Consider the following 16,777-nt stretch of genomic DNA (forward strand, 5'->3'; position numbering starts at 1 on the left):
TTATTTTTGAAAGAGCTTAGTTTATTTTTACAGAATCGAAGCGTACGACGCGTTGGGGTATTCCTGCTAATTGCCTTCGTACTTTACTTACTTAGAAGCCAAATGAATATTATTTTATTAACATTCATTTTTTCTTACCTTATTACTCGACTAGAAAACTTTATTTTACGACGAATTTCAATTTATCGACAAATTATTGTATTGTTGCTTTATGTCTTAATTGCAGGCGTTATTGTCTTCGTTTTCGTTAAATATATTCCTGTTTTAGCGGATCAAATAAATCAATTAGTGAAATTTGGTAATAGCTTCTTAAAAACAGATAGTAATAATGAGTTTATTAACTACATTGTTAGTCTAGCAAACCAATTTGATATTATGAAATACACAGAACAAGGCGTTTCAATGATTCTAACGTATTTAACTAATGTTGGGACTGTGTTGATGAACGTATTTATCGCACTAATGTTAAGTTTGTTTTTCTCATTAGGAAAAGATCATTTGATTTCGTTTACCAATCAATTTTCCACTAGTAAGATAGGCTTTATATACGAAGAAGTAAAATTCTTTGGTTCAAAGTTTGTGGCTACTTTTGGGAAAGTAATCGAAGCACAGTTTATCATCGCTCTTGTTAATGCTGTACTTACGACGATAGCGCTCTGGATTTTAGGCTTCCCGCAATTGATGACTTTATCGATAATGGTGTTCTTACTTGGATTAATTCCAGTAGCCGGGGTTATTATTTCTCTTATCCCGCTGACTATCATTGGTTATTCAATCGGTGGCGTAGAATACATTTTCTATATTTTAGTAGTTGTCATCATTATCCATGCACTTGAATCTTATGTACTTAATCCAAAACTTATGTCAGCAAAAACAAATTTACCAGTTTTTTATACTTTCATTATTCTTATTTTCGGGGAGCATTTCTTTGGAATTTGGGGATTAATCGTTGGTATTCCAGTTGTAATGTTCTTCTTGGATGTTCTAGGCGTCACGAATCAAGAAGAAGTTAACCAACCAAAAGATACAATCAGTCATACGTAATTCACACGGGGGTTCTTCCAGATTAGCTGGAAAACCCCTGTTTTTTAAAGGGGGAAAGCATAATGAAACAACATCTTTTTGTGATTTCATTAGATGCGCTAGGAGCACTTGATTTAAAGGACACGTCTGATTTACCAGTTTTACGAGAATTAATCCAAACGGGGACACATATTCAAGAAGTAGAAACGATTTATCCATCACTTACATATCCAGCACATACGAGTATTATTACTGGTCATTATCCGAAAACTCACGGCATTATAAATAACACAAAAATTCAACCCGAGAAAGATTCACCAGACTGGTTTTGGTATAAAAAAGCGATTCAAGTTCCCACTTTATATGATTTAGCAAAAGAAAAAGGGATGACAACCGCAGCTTTTTTATGGCCAGTTGCAGCAAAAAGTAGTATTGATTATAATATTGCGGAAATTTTCCCAAATCGCTTTTGGTTAACGCAAATGATGGTGTCGCTTCATGCTAGTTCACCATTATTTTTAATCGATATGGACCGAAAATTTGGACATTTACGAAAAGGCATAAATCAGCCAGAGCTTGATATATTTTTGACAGCGAGTGTTGTAGATACAATAAAAGCCAAAAAACCAACCTTACTTTTAACACACTTAGTAGATATGGATAGTATGCGTCATGCCCACGGAGTTCATTCAACAGAAGCAAAAGCCGCTTTAAAAAGACATGACAACCGTTTAGCTGAAATTATTCAGGCCACGAAAGATGCTGGTATTTATGAGAATACAGTTTTCGCTATTTTGGGTGATCATTATCAAATAGATGTAACGCACGCAATCCGCTTAAATGTTCTCTTTGCTGAAAAAGGCTGGCTAACAGTAGTAGATGGCAAGATTACAGACTGGGAAGTATATGCCAAAAGCTGTGATGGCTCTTGTTATATTTATACGAAAAATGAAAAACATAACCAAGAAATCGAGGTTTTACTGCAAAGCATCCACGAAATAGAAGAAATTTTGTCAACTGAGGAATTAACACGTCGAGGTGCTGACAGCCAGGCTACTTTTATGGTAGAAGGGAAGAGTGGTTACTACTTTATGGATGACATAGATGGTCCGCTTTACGAAAAAGTGACTGAGGAGATGCTTGGAAAACCAGGTTATTACAAAGCAGTTCATGGCTATTCTCCAAGTAAACCGGATTACAAAACAACGATTATTTTTAACGGACCTGGCATAAAAAAAGGCAAAAAAATTGCAAATGCACATTTAGTTGATGAAGCTCCAACTTTTGCCCGAATTTTAGGCTTACAATTTCCAAATACTGCTGGTACTGTAATAGAAGCGCTATTCGAATAGAAAAGAGGGGAAATACTTTTGGCATATACAAAAGAGGAAAAAAGCTGGATTTTTCAAGATTGGGCGAATTCTGCCTATTCTATTATGATTACAACTGCCATTTTACCGATTTATTTTAAAGGGGTGGCAGCAAATGCAGGAATTGCTGATACAACATCAACTGCTTACTGGGGTTATGCGAACTCCATTGGAACTTTGTTAATTTCATTACTCGCACCAATCCTCGGCACAATAGCAGATTATCAATTTTTTAAGAAACGATTTTTCGGCATTTTTACAGCAATAGGGATTGCTTTTACTTTCTTACTTATTTTTATCCCTACGGATGCCTGGCTTTTGTTACTTGGATTTTATGTGTTATCGTTAATCGGTTTTTCAGGGGCAAATATTTTTTATGATGCATTTTTAATTGATGTAACTACCAATGACAGAATGGATAAGGTGTCTTCTGCAGGGTATGCTTATGGTTATTTGGGTAGTTGTATTCCGTTTATTATTTTCATTATTTTTCAAGCGACAGGAATTTTACCTATTAGTGATGTGGCTTTAGTAAATATTGGTTTTGTTATGACTGCATTATGGTGGCTGTTTTTTACGATTCCGATGTGGAAAAATGTACATCAAATCCATTATATTCCAGCGGTGAAAAAACCAGTCAGAACAAGTTTTAAGAGGTTATTTCATACAGTGAGTCACATTAGTGAACATAAAAATATTGTCATCTTCTTAATTGCGTATTTTTTCTATATAGATGGGGTGGATACGATTTTCCGGATGGCGACTTCTTATGGAATTGACTTAGGAATTTCGCAAACGACATTGATTTTAATTCTCTTAATGACGCAACTCGTGGCCTTTCCTTTTACGTTGTTATATGGCTATTTAGCTAAACGTTTTAGTGCCAAACCGCTTATCTTTACTGCAATTTTTGTTTATATTATTATTTGTATTTATGCTGTATTTATGAAAACAGCGCTTGATTTTTGGATTTTAGCCATGTTAGTTGGAACTTCACAAGGAGGAATTCAAGCGTTAAGTAGATCCTTTTTCGGGAAAATCATTCCTAAGAAACGTTCTAATGAATTTTACGGTTTTTATAATATTTTCGGTAAATTTTCAGCAATTATGGGTCCGGCACTGATGGGCGTAATCACGCAAATCACTGGAAAAACACAGTACGGGGTAGCTAGCTTAATTGTTCTTTTCCTCGTTGGCGGCATTTTATTTTTATTTGTAAAAGAGAAAAACTTAGAAAATCTTTAAATCCTTTTAAGAAAGTCCTTATTTTCAAGTGTTAAGCTAGATGTAAGATTTGAAAAGGAGGACACCAGGATGAAAAAATACTTCATAATTCTTGTTTTACCAATCATTTCTTTAATTGCTGCAGTAACTATGTATTTTTCCTGGTTCCAAGGATGGCTTTATTTTTATTTAAAGCACGTAATGGCGACAGTAAGTCATATGGGCTACATTACGGTTGGCATAACGGCGATTTTACTCTATTTTGTCGCAGTTCAATTAGTAAACTGGAAAATAAATAAAGCATTACTCGTTTTTTGCTATATAATTTATTTCAGTATTCTTGTTTGTTTATTATTCGGAAAAGCTTCCGATACTCAAGGATTTTCGAGTGATACTTTTGGTTTTATTGATACATTCTTGGCTGGAAACTTGCGTGTTATCATTGTAGGAAATGTACTCGCTTTTGTTCCAATTGGTTTTTTATTAAAGAAATTAGGATTTTTTACTGCATTACTTTCAGCAGGAATGTTGATTTTTGCAGTAGAAGGGATGCAGTATATAATGCATGTGGGGTTCTTTGATACTGGAGATGTATTCTTAAATGTTTGTGGCATTATGCTAGGATACATTCTTATCCGTTTTTTGTCCCCAAGAAAATTTAAACGATTCAAAGTAAAACCGACTAGCTAAATGAGCTTAGTCGGTTTTTTTGATCGTTATTTTTTTATATATTGACGTTTATGATCTTGTATTCCTGTTAAAATAATTGGTGCTGGATCGCTAGCAGGGTCGATTTCAAGCGTAGAACCATCTTTTGGTAATTGTTCTTTAAATTTAGTTTCATAGTCCGGAATAGATAGCTTCGTACGGTTAGCTAATAATTCAGCATGAGCCTCTTTACGAATATATTTTTTATAGTCTGGTTGAAGCTCTCCATGGAAAAACTCCCCAACAGCCCCAGACCCATAACTAAAGAAGCCAATTTTATCATCTGCCTGTAGATTCGCTTGATTGTCCAGCAGGGAAATGAAGCTTAAATATAACGAACCAGTGTAAATATTACCAACATTGCGGCTGTATAGTGTACTTAAACGATAATTTTCTAATAATCTTTCTTGTACATCACTTGGAGCCGTTTCAATAATTGTATCTAATGCCTTTTTACCCATTTTAGTATATGGTAAATGGAAACAAATTGCCGCAAAATCATCTAGTTTCTTACCAAATTTCTCTGAATATTTATTCCAAATCGTTTGGAAAAAGTGAATATATTGTTCTGTTGAATATTTACCTTCTACACAAGCGTATTCAGAATACACAGGGCGCCAAAAGTCCATAATATCTTCTGTATAGAATACGTTATCATCTAAAAGCGTAATACAGCGCGGATTAGCTGAAATAACCATTGCAACTGCTCCAGCACCTTGTGTTGCTTCTCCACCAGTTTCAAGTCCATAACGCGCAATATCAGAGCCAATCACAAGTACTTTACTATCAGGATGTTTTGCGACATAATCTTTCGCTAGATTAATGCCCGCAGTAGCACCGTAACAAGCTTCTTTTATCTCAATAGCACGAGAGAAAGGTTGAATCCCAAGCAAACGGTGAATATAAACCGCACCAGCTTTTGACTCATCAATTCCAGATTCAGTTGCTAAAATAACCAAATCAATTTTTTCTAGATCTTCTTCATCTAAAATTTGTAAAGCTGCATTTGCACCCATTGTTACGGAATCTTGGGTGATAGGGGCAAAAGCCATTTTATCTTGGCCAATTCCAATGGTAAATTTATTTGGATCAATGTTTCTAGCTTCAGCAAGTTCAGTCATATCAACATAAAACGCAGGAGTATAAAAACCTATTTTATCAATTCCAATTTTCATATGTAAGCTCAAGTCCTTTATATTTTATTTGTAAGTACTTCAATTTTAGTAGAAAAATGCGGAAAATACAATACATTGGGCTTAATCTAGTGAGTTTTTAGCAAGTTTCATGATATAATACGGGTAGATTACATTTAAAGGAGATTGCTATGAAAGAAGTAGTTATAATAGATGCCGTTAGAACACCAATTGGAAAATTTGGTGGTAGTTTGAAAGACATCAGTGCAGTAGACCTTGGTGCTACCGCTTTAAAAGGTGTTTTAAAAAGAGCTAACATTGCTCCAGAACGTGTGGATCAAGTTATTTTTGGTAATGTTTTACAAGCAGGTCTCGGTCAAAACGTAGCAAGACAAGTCGCTATTAAAGCCGGGATTCCTTATAAAGTACCAGGTGTGACAATTAATGAAGTTTGTGGCTCTGGTTTAAAAGCTATCATGCTTGGTAGACAAGCAATTCAACTAGGGGAGGCTGACATAGTAGCAGTAGGAGGGACCGAAAATATGTCCCAAGCGCCGTTACTACTTAACCCGGAACTAGCTGGTGAAGAAATTAACCCGAAAGATTTAAAAAATAGCATGCTTATTGACGGACTTACAGATGTATACGGGGAATACCACATGGGAATTACTGCAGAAAATGTGGCAGAAAAATATGCCGTTTCAAGAGAAGACCAAGATAAATTTGCCCATAATTCGCAAATGAAAGCTGCTCGTGCGCAAGAAAAAAACCTTTTTGAAGAGGAAATAGTTCCTGTTCAACTTCCAGATGGTTCATTTTTTGAAGCTGACGAAACAATTCGCGCTAATTCTACTTTAGAAAAACTTGCTACGCTTAAGAGTGTTTTTCAAGAAGGTGGAACTGTTACTGCAGGTAATGCTTCTGGTATCAATGACGGGGCTTCTGCAATCATTTTAATGTCCAAAGAAAAAGCTGTGGCAGAAAACATCCCTTATTTAGCTACAATTAAAGTAACTTCAGAAGTCGGAGTGGATCCAGCTTATATGGGTTATGCGCCATACTATGCAGTTAATGAAGCGCTAGAAAAAGCAGGCTACTCAATAGCTGATATTGATTTATTCCATTTAAATGAAGCTTTTGCATCTCAATCAGTTGCAGTTGCAAGAGATTTAAAAATACCTGAAGAGAAACTTAATATTTATGGTGGAGCAATAGCGCTAGGCCACCCAATCGGTGCTTCAGGAACTCGCATTGTTGTTTCATTGTTAAATGAGTTAAAACACGAAGATAAACATACAGGTGTAGCTTCCTTATGTATTGGCGGCGGTATTGGTATTGCAATTATCATTGAAAGAGTATAAGTAGTATCATTTAATCTTCATAAAAAGCTAAAATCAATCAACAACATTTCAAGAAAAATAGCGAAATAAGATTAAACTAGCCTTAATCACAGTTGTGGATTAAGGCTTTTTTTGTTTAAATAAGTGATGGTACAATGAAAATAGATTATACAAATCATGGTAATGCTAAGCTACATCCTAAAGTTCCACATAGACATAATTTCAATTCTAAAGGCGTTAGAGGTAAAGATAAAATAAAGGAGATATATATTTAAATGAATGAGCAGGATTATAAGTTATTTAAAGAGGGGTTATATCGCGGAGAAGAATATCTATTTACATACCATGAGGCTGATTATTGGATTAGTCATGGTGCTAATGGTGAAAGTAGTTTATCTAGAGATGACGGAACACATTGTCAAGATTTCAACTCTTTGGATGAACTTCTAAAAAATGCTAAATTAGAAGGAAACACTTTAGATGAAGCGCGTAATGAAATTGAGTGGGGTATTGCAGAGGAATAGGAACTGATCTACGAATGTGCGACAAAATAAAAAAAGAAACCGATATTGTAAAATTAATGGACTCATTAAATTATTTTCATGATAGTTGCATTACTGGTTTAACTTACTCAAGTAGCACATATGTAAACGAAACTGACTTATCAATGGTGATGGGCACGAATCCAGTAGTTAAATTAATTATTCAAAGACAAGCCGATTCATTAACGACCCTAGAATTTTGTTTAGAATATGTTACTCATTTATGCATTCATAACGATTTAAACACGTCGTCAGAAATCCAAGAAGCAAACCTTTGCTATAAAAACGGTAACTTTCATTGGAATGTTACTGATGAAATGACAAGTTTTAAATGTAAGAAAATATCGTGGAGAGAAATTTAAAAGAAATAGTGAATTTTAAGTGTGAGAGAGTACACATTTTTAATATAAACTGCTACAATAACATTGTGATAAATCAAACATATTGATATGAGACAACAAGATTTACAAAAGGAGTTGTTACAGTGAGCCGAATTGACATCGGAGAAATACAAACCTTTGCGTACCAACTACATACAGCCAATGAAGCAGCAAGAAAGAGTATCAAAGACATCAAAACTGCCGTGAAAAATTATACCGAAGACGGCAGTTTAAAAGGAAAAGCAATTGACGCATCGAAAAATTATTACCAAATGACCTATTTCCCATTATGTGATGCGATAATCGAAGCCATGAACGAGAGCGAAGAACGATTAGCGCAGTATATAGCCGATTTTCACGCCCAAGTGGATGGTTCTGCGGATGCGAAAATTGATGCGGACGGTTTATACGAACTCGGGAAAATGATTGATCGCATCGAAGCGAAAAAAGAGGCACTAACCCAGCGGATGAATACCGGAACAGAAGGGCAAATGCAAAGTTATCGCTCCCAGCTAAGCATCGCCTACAAACAGGAAAATATCTTAGAAAAATACTTGGCTTTTGAACAGAGTCATAGCGATTTTTTTGATAATTTAACCGATTTAGTCCGAGGAATTCAGCAAACCATTCGCGAACTCCAGTCAAATATCCAATTTAACAGTAAAACCGGCACCTATGATATGAGCAAACTGAATTTCACCACCGTGACCCGGATGCAAAACGCCTTAGGAAAAGCGCTAAAAAACAACGAAAAAACATTCAATTTTGACGAATATCAAAAAACGTACCGTGGCCAAATGTGGGTGTTAATGAAAAATGGTATAGTAGACGTAGAAGCAACGAACGCGTACAATGCCGCCGTGCTTAACGGGGAATTACCACATGATGGGAATGCCCCAGAACAAGATGCGGAACAATTAAAGGCAGCGCTAGAATCACTGAAAAACAAAAAAGATCCTATTACTGGAGTAGATATAAGTAGTGCGCACGTCATATCTATTCTGAGTGGACTAGTATTTACCTATACTGCTGGTAGCTACAGAGGAAAGAAAATAAGTATTTCTAATCACGATTTATGGAAAATTAGAAACAAAAACGGCACTCAAAAAGTAATATATAGTGCTAATGGTAAACCTTATCTAAGAGCATTAAGAAGAACTCAATTTGATGAAGTTTTAAAAAACGGTTTCCCTAATGGAACAAAGTTCAATCAACATGCTTATAATTCACTTTTCAAATCTGGTAGAAAAGATATTATGCCTGATGATATCATTGAAGCACTAAGTAATAAACCAGTGCCATCAGAACCTGGAAGCGTAAAATATGTAAATGAAAAAACTGGAACGTCTGTATTTGTTAACCCTGAAACAAATACAGTTGTTGGAATATGGCCTCAAAAATTTAAACAGTAAGGAGTATAATTTTGAAAATAAAAAAAATATTACCACAAACAATAAAAAGTGAAGTTTCTTTTATAGATGAAATTAAAAATTTTGATATTGTAACTGAAAAAATGAATGACGATTTCTACACCTACAGATTAGGAAGTAACGTTATGATGTGGTTGAATGATGAAGGGGTAATCGGGGAGATAGAGTGCATTTTCCCTGCGCAAATAGATAATTTAATCACCTTATGGGAAGAAAAAAATACTGTAGTACAAAATGGATTTCCAATGATTGATACTGATATTGTTGAGAACAAACTTTTTATTCCAAAAGTAAGAGTTTTTAACCATGGTGATTATTTTATACTATATTTCAGTAATATGTATAAATACGATAAAGAAATTATTTCTGAAAAACTTACTTTTTATGTTAATGATACAGAATTAATTGCAATTAAAGCGGAATTAACTTGATGTTAAAAAATTATTATACAGGTTTCGAAGGATATCCAAAAATTGACTTTTATACTTATATAAATGGTGAAAAAACAGGTATAGAAATATTGAATATGAATAATAATAAAAGGTACTCTATGACTTATCTGAAAACAAGAAATTTTATTAAACATTAATGATTAAATAAACAATAGTTACTGAGTTTTCTAAAGCTAATAATCGAGAGAGGGCAATAGTTCTCTCTTGATTAAATATTAAATTTTATAGTTTACATAATATATATTATAGGAAGTAATACATATTATCGCAAACAACCAATAAACACTTATCCCAAGCATTCATTGGCTATTTATCAGCAATAACTCTTCAATTTCTTATAACTATCAATTACAAACAGCTCTTTATCATACACATTATCCAATAATTCTTTCGTTTGTTTTCCAGAACGTTTATTATACTTTAAAGCATACAGTAAAAATGATAAATTTAATTTTTCGTCACAGCCTTCAGTTACATCTGGTCGCGCATTTGTCATGTATTTAAATCTTCTTTTAACTATATTTGCTACACACAGAAACAATGGAATTTTTATCCAAATAACTAAATCTGCATGTTCGAGTCTTTTCTCCAAATTAAAGAAATAATCACCATCTATAATATACTTTTTTTTAGAACGCAGAATTCCGTTCACTTTATCCTCGAAATCCGCTTTTTCAACTGCATTCCAATTCTCCAACCAAAAAAGCTTATCTAAATGACAGACTTCAAAATCATAACATTTTCCAAGTTTTGCAGCAAAAGTTGACTTACCAGCACCGTTAGGACCAATTATTAACACTTTTTTCTTGTTAGATAATACAGATTGCAATTCATTTTGTTTGTTCATTTAAACACTCCTTATCTAAGTATGGCTAATCTAACGCATTTAAAGTTCGGTTTCAAGAGAATCATCCGCTACATACTCCAAAATATCACCTGGTTGGCAGTTTAAGACTCTACATATTTCGTTTAGAGTAGAAAATCGAATGGCGCTTACTTTACCAGTTTTTATTTTGGATAAGTTTACATTTGCTACACCAACTTCTTGGGACAGCTGGTTTAACGATATTTTACGGTCGGCCATTATTCGATCCAGCCTCAATACAATTGCCATTGTTTTTCGCTCCAATCATAAAGTTTCGTCGGATTCTTTTTGCAAAGATGCGCCATAACGAAATATTTCTGTTAAACAATAAAAAATAAGTGCAAAGAAAAATGACATATTTAGTCCAAAATTAATGCTATAACCAGGTATAAATACGGTATGTAAAATAGAATAAACAATTTGCGGTACTAGTGCATAAATAAGCATTAAGACAGCGATTCTACGTAATCTACTAACAGTAATATCATTAAAAGGCGTAAAATTAGCAGCTAAATCTTTAAAAATCATACTTGCTGTCCATAATAAATAGACAAGTATCATACTAGAAAAAACGGCAACACCAACTAAAATCCATTCCTCCCTTTCAACATATGACAGATTATTCTCCCCAACAAAAAGTTCCGTTTGAAAATAAAATATAGTATCAGATTCTAGTTTATTTATCATAACATTTTTGCTACTAAAAAGCTTCATTAAAACGGCAATTATAGCCATTATGACAGAACTAATCGATAAAATTTTAAGTGCAATATGTAGAAAATAACTCATTTTTTGCAATCGTTTTAGTTTCATGTAAATCTCCCCCTTTTTTCTTGATTATACATAACAGAGAGATAGAATGTCAATACACTTTTAACGATAAACATTAAATAATTAATTATTAGCATAAAAAAGACTGAACAAAATTGCTCAGCCTGTCGTTTTTATTCACTTTTTATTGAAGTAGATTGTTGAAGTGCGAAATGTGCCGGTTTTAGTTTAATAAAGAGAAGTCCCATACCAGCTAAACAAATGACACTGGCTACTATAAATGGCATTTTCATACCAAATGCTTCACTGAGTAAGCCGGAACAAAGTGGCGCAAATGCTGCCCCTAGCCAACGTACAAAGTTATATGCCCCACTAGTGACGCTTCTTGCATATGGCGAGTGCTCCATGACAGTTGTTGTAAACAAGGCGTTGTTTATACCTAATATTAAGCCTGAAATAACTATTAAACCAATATCAATGGCTGTATTATCAATAAATCCTAGTAATGCTAAAATAACAGCACACGCAAGTAACGATCCCTTTAATATTTGTTTACTATTAAAACGAAATTCTAATGCATGAGAAACTTTTGCAGAACCAAGCGCTAAACATAGTCCCCAAGCAAAAAATACAAAACCGATTTGAATTGCTGATAAACCTAGAACGAGTGGTGAATAAGCTAAAATTGTGAAGAAGCAATAATAGTAAAACATACCACTAAAAGCAATTTGTAAAAATGGGCGGTATTTAAACAAATGTAACATCTGCTTGATAGCCACTTCATTTTTTTCAGTAGGCGCTTGAACAACTTTTTTCGGTTCTTTTACTTTGAACAAAATCAGTAAAAAAGCAATAAAAATTAAGCAAGCAGTAGCAAAAAAAGGATAGCGCCACGAAACATTTCCTAAAATACCTCCTAATAAAGGTCCAAATGCCATCCCAAGGCCCATAGAAGCTTCATAAATCCCAATCGCATGTCCTGGTGTTTCTGATAAAGCAATCAACATTGTCATCGCTGTAGCCATGAACATTGAATTACCAAAGCCCCAGCCAGCACGAAAAATGGATAAAGCGCCAATTGTATCTGATAAACCACATAATAATGCAAAAATAGTTACGATAAATAGTCCGATAACGATTAATTTTTTGTCACCCAATTTACCTGCGACAATACCAATTGGAATCATCATAATCGCCATTGTAAAAATATAAGCAGTGAATAACATTTCTACTTGTGAATGGGATGCGCCAATACTTTCTGCAATAGAAGGTAAAAGTGGATCCACAACCCCAATCCCCATAAAAGCAAGCAAACTAGCTGCTGCAGTTATCCATTTCCCCGTGTTCATTTCCTTGTCTGTCATCATAATACAACTACACTTCCCTTTCCAAAATAAAACTCAACTATTATATTACGCTTGATAAATACCAATGTCAATATTTACATATATAATTTATTACATATCTAACCATTTTACTTATTGATGTTTATCGCTTACAATAAGGTTAAATAGAAATTTAGAGGTGCTACTTTATGATACCCAATGTATTAGAATATACTTTATTACAAATGATTGCTCGTGAAGCATCTAGTGGCTACGAGCTAGCAAATCGACTTAGAATCTTGCAAAATACGCATCACAGTCAAATCTACCCTTCATTATCTAAGTTAGAAAAGGCAGGTTTTTTAGTAGTTCATAAACATTCACAGAATAAAAAGCCCGATAAAAAGGTCTACACTATTACACAATCTGGCTTAGATTCCCTACTTGAATGGTCAGAAACTCCACTTAAAATCCCTGTCACAAGAGATGAATTCACCACAAAAGTTCAACTAGATTGGTTAAATAACACTCGGACAAAAGGACTTATTCAAGAACGAGAAACCTACTTAAAAGAACAGTTAGGTCTAATTGAAGAAACGCTCGACCATTTCGCTAAATTATTTGATTTAAAAACCAAACAAGACAAGCTAAAAAACATGTCTTATCAAGTCTATGCAAGGCGATTAGATTTGATTCAAACCGAATTAAAATGGTGTGAGGAAATGTATAAAATACTATAAAAAAACCGGCGAACATAGTATTCGCCGGTTTTCACTATTTATAACTACTAGTTTCTAAGATTTTATTGGCAAGTGCTACCACTTCTTCTTCTGGCGCCTCGATTCCTTCTAACGGATAACGAATGCCCATTTCTTTCCACTTATAAACACCCATCGTATGGTATGGAAGCACATCCACTTGTTTTACATTTGGAAGAGTTTGAATAAATTCGTGTAGCTTTGTTAAATCTTCTGGGTCGTCTGTTTTAGTTGGAATTAGCACGTGTCTAATCCAAATTGGTTGCTCTTTATCGCGTAAATAGTGAGCAAAATCGATAATTGGTGCGTTAGATTTCGTAGTTAGTTTTAAATGTTTTTCTGGATTGATTTGTTTAATATCAAGTAAAATTAAATCTGTTACTTCCATCAAACGATCCAATTTCTCGATAAACTCAGGATCACGAGTGAAACAGCCACCACAAGAGTCGATAGTTGTATGCACTCCTGCTGCTTTACATAGCGTGAAAAACTCGATTAGGAAATCTACTTGAAGTAATGGTTCACCGCCACTAACTGTAACGCCACCACCTGATGCATCCCAAAACTCTTTATACTTAATCGCTTCGTCAAATACATCTTGAGCCGAACGTTCTGTGCCTGTACCAATTTTCCAAGTATCGGGATTATGACAAAATTGGCAACGAAGTAAACACCCCTGCATAAAAACAATAAAACGTATACCTGGACCGTCCACTGTTCCCATTGTTTCTACTGAATGAACTCTTCCTAAAACCTCTGTCATAATTCTCCTCTTCCTTTCCTAAATAACAAGGATTGCTACTGGTGAGCAATCCTTGTCGAAGCGTTCTCGCCTTAATATTACATAGATTCGTGCATTGTACGGTGAATAACATCTAATTGTTGTTCACGAGTTAATTTGATGAAGTTAACTGCATATCCAGAAACACGGATAGTTAGCTGAGGATATTCTTCTGGATGATCCATCGCATCAAGTAATGTATCACGATTGAATACGTTGATGTTTAAGTGATGTCCCATTTTTGTGGAATAACCATCAAGCATAGCAACTAAGTTATTGATTTGCGATTCATCTTCGCGACCTAAAGCTTTTGGTACGATAGAGAATGTGTTAGAAATACCATCTTGGCCATATTCGTAAGGAAGTTTAGCTACGGAAGATAGAGAAGCTAAAGCACCTTTAGTATCACGGCCATGCATTGGGTTCGCACCTGGTGCAAATGGTTCGCCAGCACGACGTCCGTCTGGTGTGTTACCAGTTTTCTTACCATAAACCACGTTAGAAGTGATTGTAAGAACAGAAGTTGTGTGAACTGCATCACGGTAAGTTTTATGTTTTCTAACTTTAGTCATGAATGTTTTTAGAAGCTCAACTGCGATTTCATCTACACGGTCATCATTGTTTCCGTATTTAGGATAGTCGCCTTCGATTTCATAATCAACCACGATACCGTCTTCGTCACGGATTGGACGAACAGTAGCATATTTAATAGCAGATAAGGAGTCAGCTGCAACAGAAAGTCCAGCGATACCAGTTGCCATTGTACGCAATACTTCTGTATCATGTAAAGCCATTTCGATACGTTCGTAAGCGTATTTATCATGCATATAGTGAATAACATTTAATGTATTAAGGTAAAGTTCTGCAATCCATTCCATCATTGCATCATATTTTTCCATTACTTCTTTGTAGTCTAATACGTCGCCTTCAACTGGACGATAAGCAGGTCCAACTTGTGCTTTAGATTTTTCATCGACACCACCATTGATTGCATAAAGAAGTGTTTTAGCAAGGTTGGCACGAGCACCAAAGAATTGCATTTGTTTACCAACGCGCATTGCGGATACACAACATGCGATCGCATAGTCGTCTCCCCATTTAGGGCGCATAACATCGTCATTTTCGTATTGAATAGCAGATGTTTTGATAGACATTTTAGCACAGAATTTCTTGAATCCTGATGGTAAATGAGTGGACCAAAGTACAGTTAAGTTTGGTTCTGGAGCTGGTCCTAAGTTATCCAATGTGTGTAAGAAACGGAATGAGTTTTTCGTTACAAGTGGAACGCCTTCTTCCGTAATACCACCGATGGATTCAGTAACCCAAGTTGGATCTCCAGAGAATAATTCATTGTAATCTGGTGTACGAGCAAATTTTACAAGACGTAATTTCATGATGAAGTGGTCAACAATTTCTTGTGCTTCTTCTTCAGTAATTAGACCATTGCGAAGGTCACGTTCTACATAAATATCAAGGAATGTAGATGTACGTCCTAAACTCATTGCAGCACCATTTTGTTCTTTAATAGCAGCTAGGTAACCAAGGTATAACCATTGGAAAGCTTCTTGAGCAGTTTTAGCTGGGCGACCAAGATCGAAACCATGTTTTTCGCCTAGTACTTTTAATTCGCCAAGAGCACGAATTTGTTCGTTAAGTTCTTCACGTTGACGGATAACGTCATCGCTCATTGTACGTAAACCTGTATTGTTTAAATCTTGTTTCTTTTGTTTAATTAAGAAGTCAACTCCGTATAGTGCAACACGACGGTAGTCACCAATAATACGTCCACGGCCATAAGCATCTGGAAGACCAGTGATTACGCCTGATTTACGAGCTGCGCGCATTTCAGCAGTATAAGCATCAAATACACCTTGGTTATGTGTTTTACGGTATTCAGAAAAAATATGACTAATTTCTTCGTCTACTTTAAAACCATAAGATTCAGCTGCTACTTCTGCCATACGGATTCCACCGAATGGTTGTAAAGCGCGTTTGAAAGGTACGTCAGTTTGAACTCCGACAACTTTTTCTAAGTCTTTGTTTAAGTAACCTGGGTCATGTGAAGTAATGGTTGAAACGATTTTGGTATCCATATCTAGTACGCCACCGTTTTCACGTTCTTGTTTAGTTAAGTCCATTACTTGATCCCAAAGTTTTGTTGTTGCTTCGGTTGGGCCAACTAAGAATGTGTCGTCACCGTCATATAAGCGATAGTTTTTTAAGATAAAGTCACGTACATCTACTTCTTGTTGCCAGTTACCACCTGCGAATTCATACCATTGTTCAGTCATCATATAACCTCCATTTATTGTTCAATCTCGAGCGTGCTTTTTTGAGCAAACTAATTTATAAATAATCTACACTGTTATCATAACATATTCTACAAAAAATGCTACAGTTTTGTGCAATATTTTTCAAACTTTTTTATGAATTTTATGTGACTTTTTCTTTCAAAATAGCCAAGAACGCTAATTTAATGCGTTTTAACCACTTTATCATTATTCTAATTTTGTTTTAATTTTAATTTCTTATATTTCCTGTACCACTTCAAACACCCACTCCTGTTATGGTACAGATTTAATTTCATTCATTTGTATAAAACAGTTGGAAAACGCTTAATCTATTGCGCACCAATGCTTTTACAGTTTATGTAGCGTTTTCATTGTTTTTCATGA

The 16,777-nt window shown here is 34.9% G+C and carries 17 protein-coding genes and 1 pseudogene; 11 read left to right on the plus strand and 7 right to left on the minus strand.

The genetic code is table 11. The annotated features are described in order from the left end of the window. Nucleotides 1–6 precede the first annotated feature (6 nt). The 4 genes from AC4PG0_RS01435 to AC4PG0_RS01450 all read left to right on the plus strand — a co-directional run bounded on the left by AC4PG0_RS01435 (nt 7) and on the right by AC4PG0_RS01450 (nt 4,307). Entirely contained in the window at nt 7–1,044 is a 1,038-nt protein-coding gene (locus AC4PG0_RS01435; protein ID WP_003766862.1) for an AI-2E family transporter, read from the plus strand. A 62-nt stretch (nt 1,045–1,106) separates the two neighbouring features. Continuing rightward, nucleotides 1,107–2,375 (plus strand): alkaline phosphatase family protein, encoded by a 1,269-nt coding sequence (locus AC4PG0_RS01440; RefSeq protein WP_010991542.1) that lies wholly within the window; start codon nt 1,107–1,109, stop codon nt 2,373–2,375. A gap of 18 nt (nt 2,376–2,393) precedes the next feature. Then, entirely contained in the window at nt 2,394–3,638 is a 1,245-nt protein-coding gene (locus tag AC4PG0_RS01445) for an MFS transporter (RefSeq protein ID WP_003762234.1), read from the plus strand. A 69-nt stretch (nt 3,639–3,707) separates the two neighbouring features. Next, nucleotides 3,708–4,307 (plus strand): VanZ family protein, encoded by a 600-nt coding sequence (locus AC4PG0_RS01450; RefSeq protein WP_003771804.1) that lies wholly within the window; start codon nt 3,708–3,710, stop codon nt 4,305–4,307. Nucleotides 4,308–4,333: 26 nt separating this feature from the next. Here the strand turns inward: AC4PG0_RS01450 and AC4PG0_RS01455 are convergent, their stop codons facing one another. After that, nucleotides 4,334–5,500, minus strand: a complete 1,167-nt coding sequence (locus tag AC4PG0_RS01455; protein WP_003771802.1) for a hydroxymethylglutaryl-CoA synthase — start codon at nt 5,498–5,500, stop codon at nt 4,334–4,336. Between the two features lie 149 nt (nt 5,501–5,649). Here AC4PG0_RS01455 and AC4PG0_RS01460 point away from each other — a divergent pair, with 149 nt between their 5' ends. From AC4PG0_RS01460 to AC4PG0_RS01485, 6 genes and pseudogenes are all read left to right on the plus strand, one after another. Next, entirely contained in the window at nt 5,650–6,819 is a 1,170-nt protein-coding gene (locus tag AC4PG0_RS01460) for a thiolase family protein (RefSeq protein WP_492167693.1), read from the plus strand. Nucleotides 6,820–7,073: 254 nt separating this feature from the next. Beyond that, nucleotides 7,074–7,322 (plus strand): hypothetical protein, encoded by a 249-nt coding sequence (locus AC4PG0_RS01465; RefSeq protein WP_003771797.1) that lies wholly within the window; start codon nt 7,074–7,076, stop codon nt 7,320–7,322. 14 nt (nt 7,323–7,336) lie between these two features. Then, a complete protein-coding gene (locus AC4PG0_RS01470; protein WP_492167694.1) occupies nt 7,337–7,702 on the plus strand; it encodes a hypothetical protein in 366 nt (121 codons plus the stop codon). Between the two features lie 122 nt (nt 7,703–7,824). Further along, entirely contained in the window at nt 7,825–9,132 is a 1,308-nt protein-coding gene (locus AC4PG0_RS01475; protein ID WP_492167695.1) for an LXG domain-containing protein, read from the plus strand. An 11-nt stretch (nt 9,133–9,143) separates the two neighbouring features. Next, complete coding sequence (locus AC4PG0_RS01480; protein WP_033533043.1) at nt 9,144–9,581, plus strand: hypothetical protein; 438 nt, start codon at nt 9,144–9,146, stop codon at nt 9,579–9,581. Further along, nucleotides 9,581–9,670: pseudogene (locus tag AC4PG0_RS01485) on the plus strand (dihydroorotate dehydrogenase (quinone)); the annotation flags it as partial. The gene AC4PG0_RS01480 and the pseudogene AC4PG0_RS01485, both read left to right, overlap by 1 nt. A 245-nt stretch (nt 9,671–9,915) precedes the next feature. Here AC4PG0_RS01485 and AC4PG0_RS01490 read toward each other — a convergent pair. The 4 genes from AC4PG0_RS01490 to mdrL form a co-directional block, all read right to left on the minus strand. Next, nucleotides 9,916–10,449, minus strand: a complete 534-nt coding sequence (locus AC4PG0_RS01490) for a P-loop NTPase family protein (RefSeq protein WP_492167696.1) — start codon at nt 10,447–10,449, stop codon at nt 9,916–9,918. A gap of 39 nt (nt 10,450–10,488) precedes the next feature. After that, nucleotides 10,489–10,716, minus strand: a complete 228-nt coding sequence (locus AC4PG0_RS01495; RefSeq protein WP_003730332.1) for a helix-turn-helix domain-containing protein — start codon at nt 10,714–10,716, stop codon at nt 10,489–10,491. Nucleotides 10,717–10,731: 15 nt separating this feature from the next. Beyond that, entirely contained in the window at nt 10,732–11,280 is a 549-nt protein-coding gene (locus tag AC4PG0_RS01500) for a DUF2975 domain-containing protein (RefSeq protein WP_033533044.1), read from the minus strand. Between the two features lie 131 nt (nt 11,281–11,411). Further along, nucleotides 11,412–12,605 (minus strand): multidrug efflux MFS transporter MdrL, encoded by a 1,194-nt coding sequence (mdrL, locus tag AC4PG0_RS01505; protein WP_003766846.1) that lies wholly within the window; start codon nt 12,603–12,605, stop codon nt 11,412–11,414. 167 nt (nt 12,606–12,772) lie between these two features. Between mdrL and AC4PG0_RS01510 the strand changes: the two genes are divergently transcribed. Then, nucleotides 12,773–13,303 carry a PadR family transcriptional regulator gene (locus AC4PG0_RS01510; protein WP_003762199.1) on the plus strand — a complete coding sequence of 177 codons (531 nt, stop codon included), beginning with the start codon at nt 12,773–12,775 and terminating at the stop codon, nt 13,301–13,303. 34 nt (nt 13,304–13,337) lie between these two features. Here the strand turns inward: AC4PG0_RS01510 and pflA are convergent, their stop codons facing one another. After that, the gene (gene pflA / locus AC4PG0_RS01515; protein ID WP_003721912.1) at nt 13,338–14,084 is read right to left on the minus strand and encodes a pyruvate formate-lyase-activating protein; all 747 of its coding nucleotides are present in this window, start codon (nt 14,082–14,084) and stop codon (nt 13,338–13,340) included. Between the two features lie 77 nt (nt 14,085–14,161). Beyond that, entirely contained in the window at nt 14,162–16,393 is a 2,232-nt protein-coding gene (gene pflB / locus AC4PG0_RS01520; protein ID WP_010991535.1) for a formate C-acetyltransferase, read from the minus strand. Nucleotides 16,394–16,777 lie beyond the last annotated feature (384 nt).

Source organism: Listeria sp. MAN/IMW/UF464 (assembly GCF_058683955.1).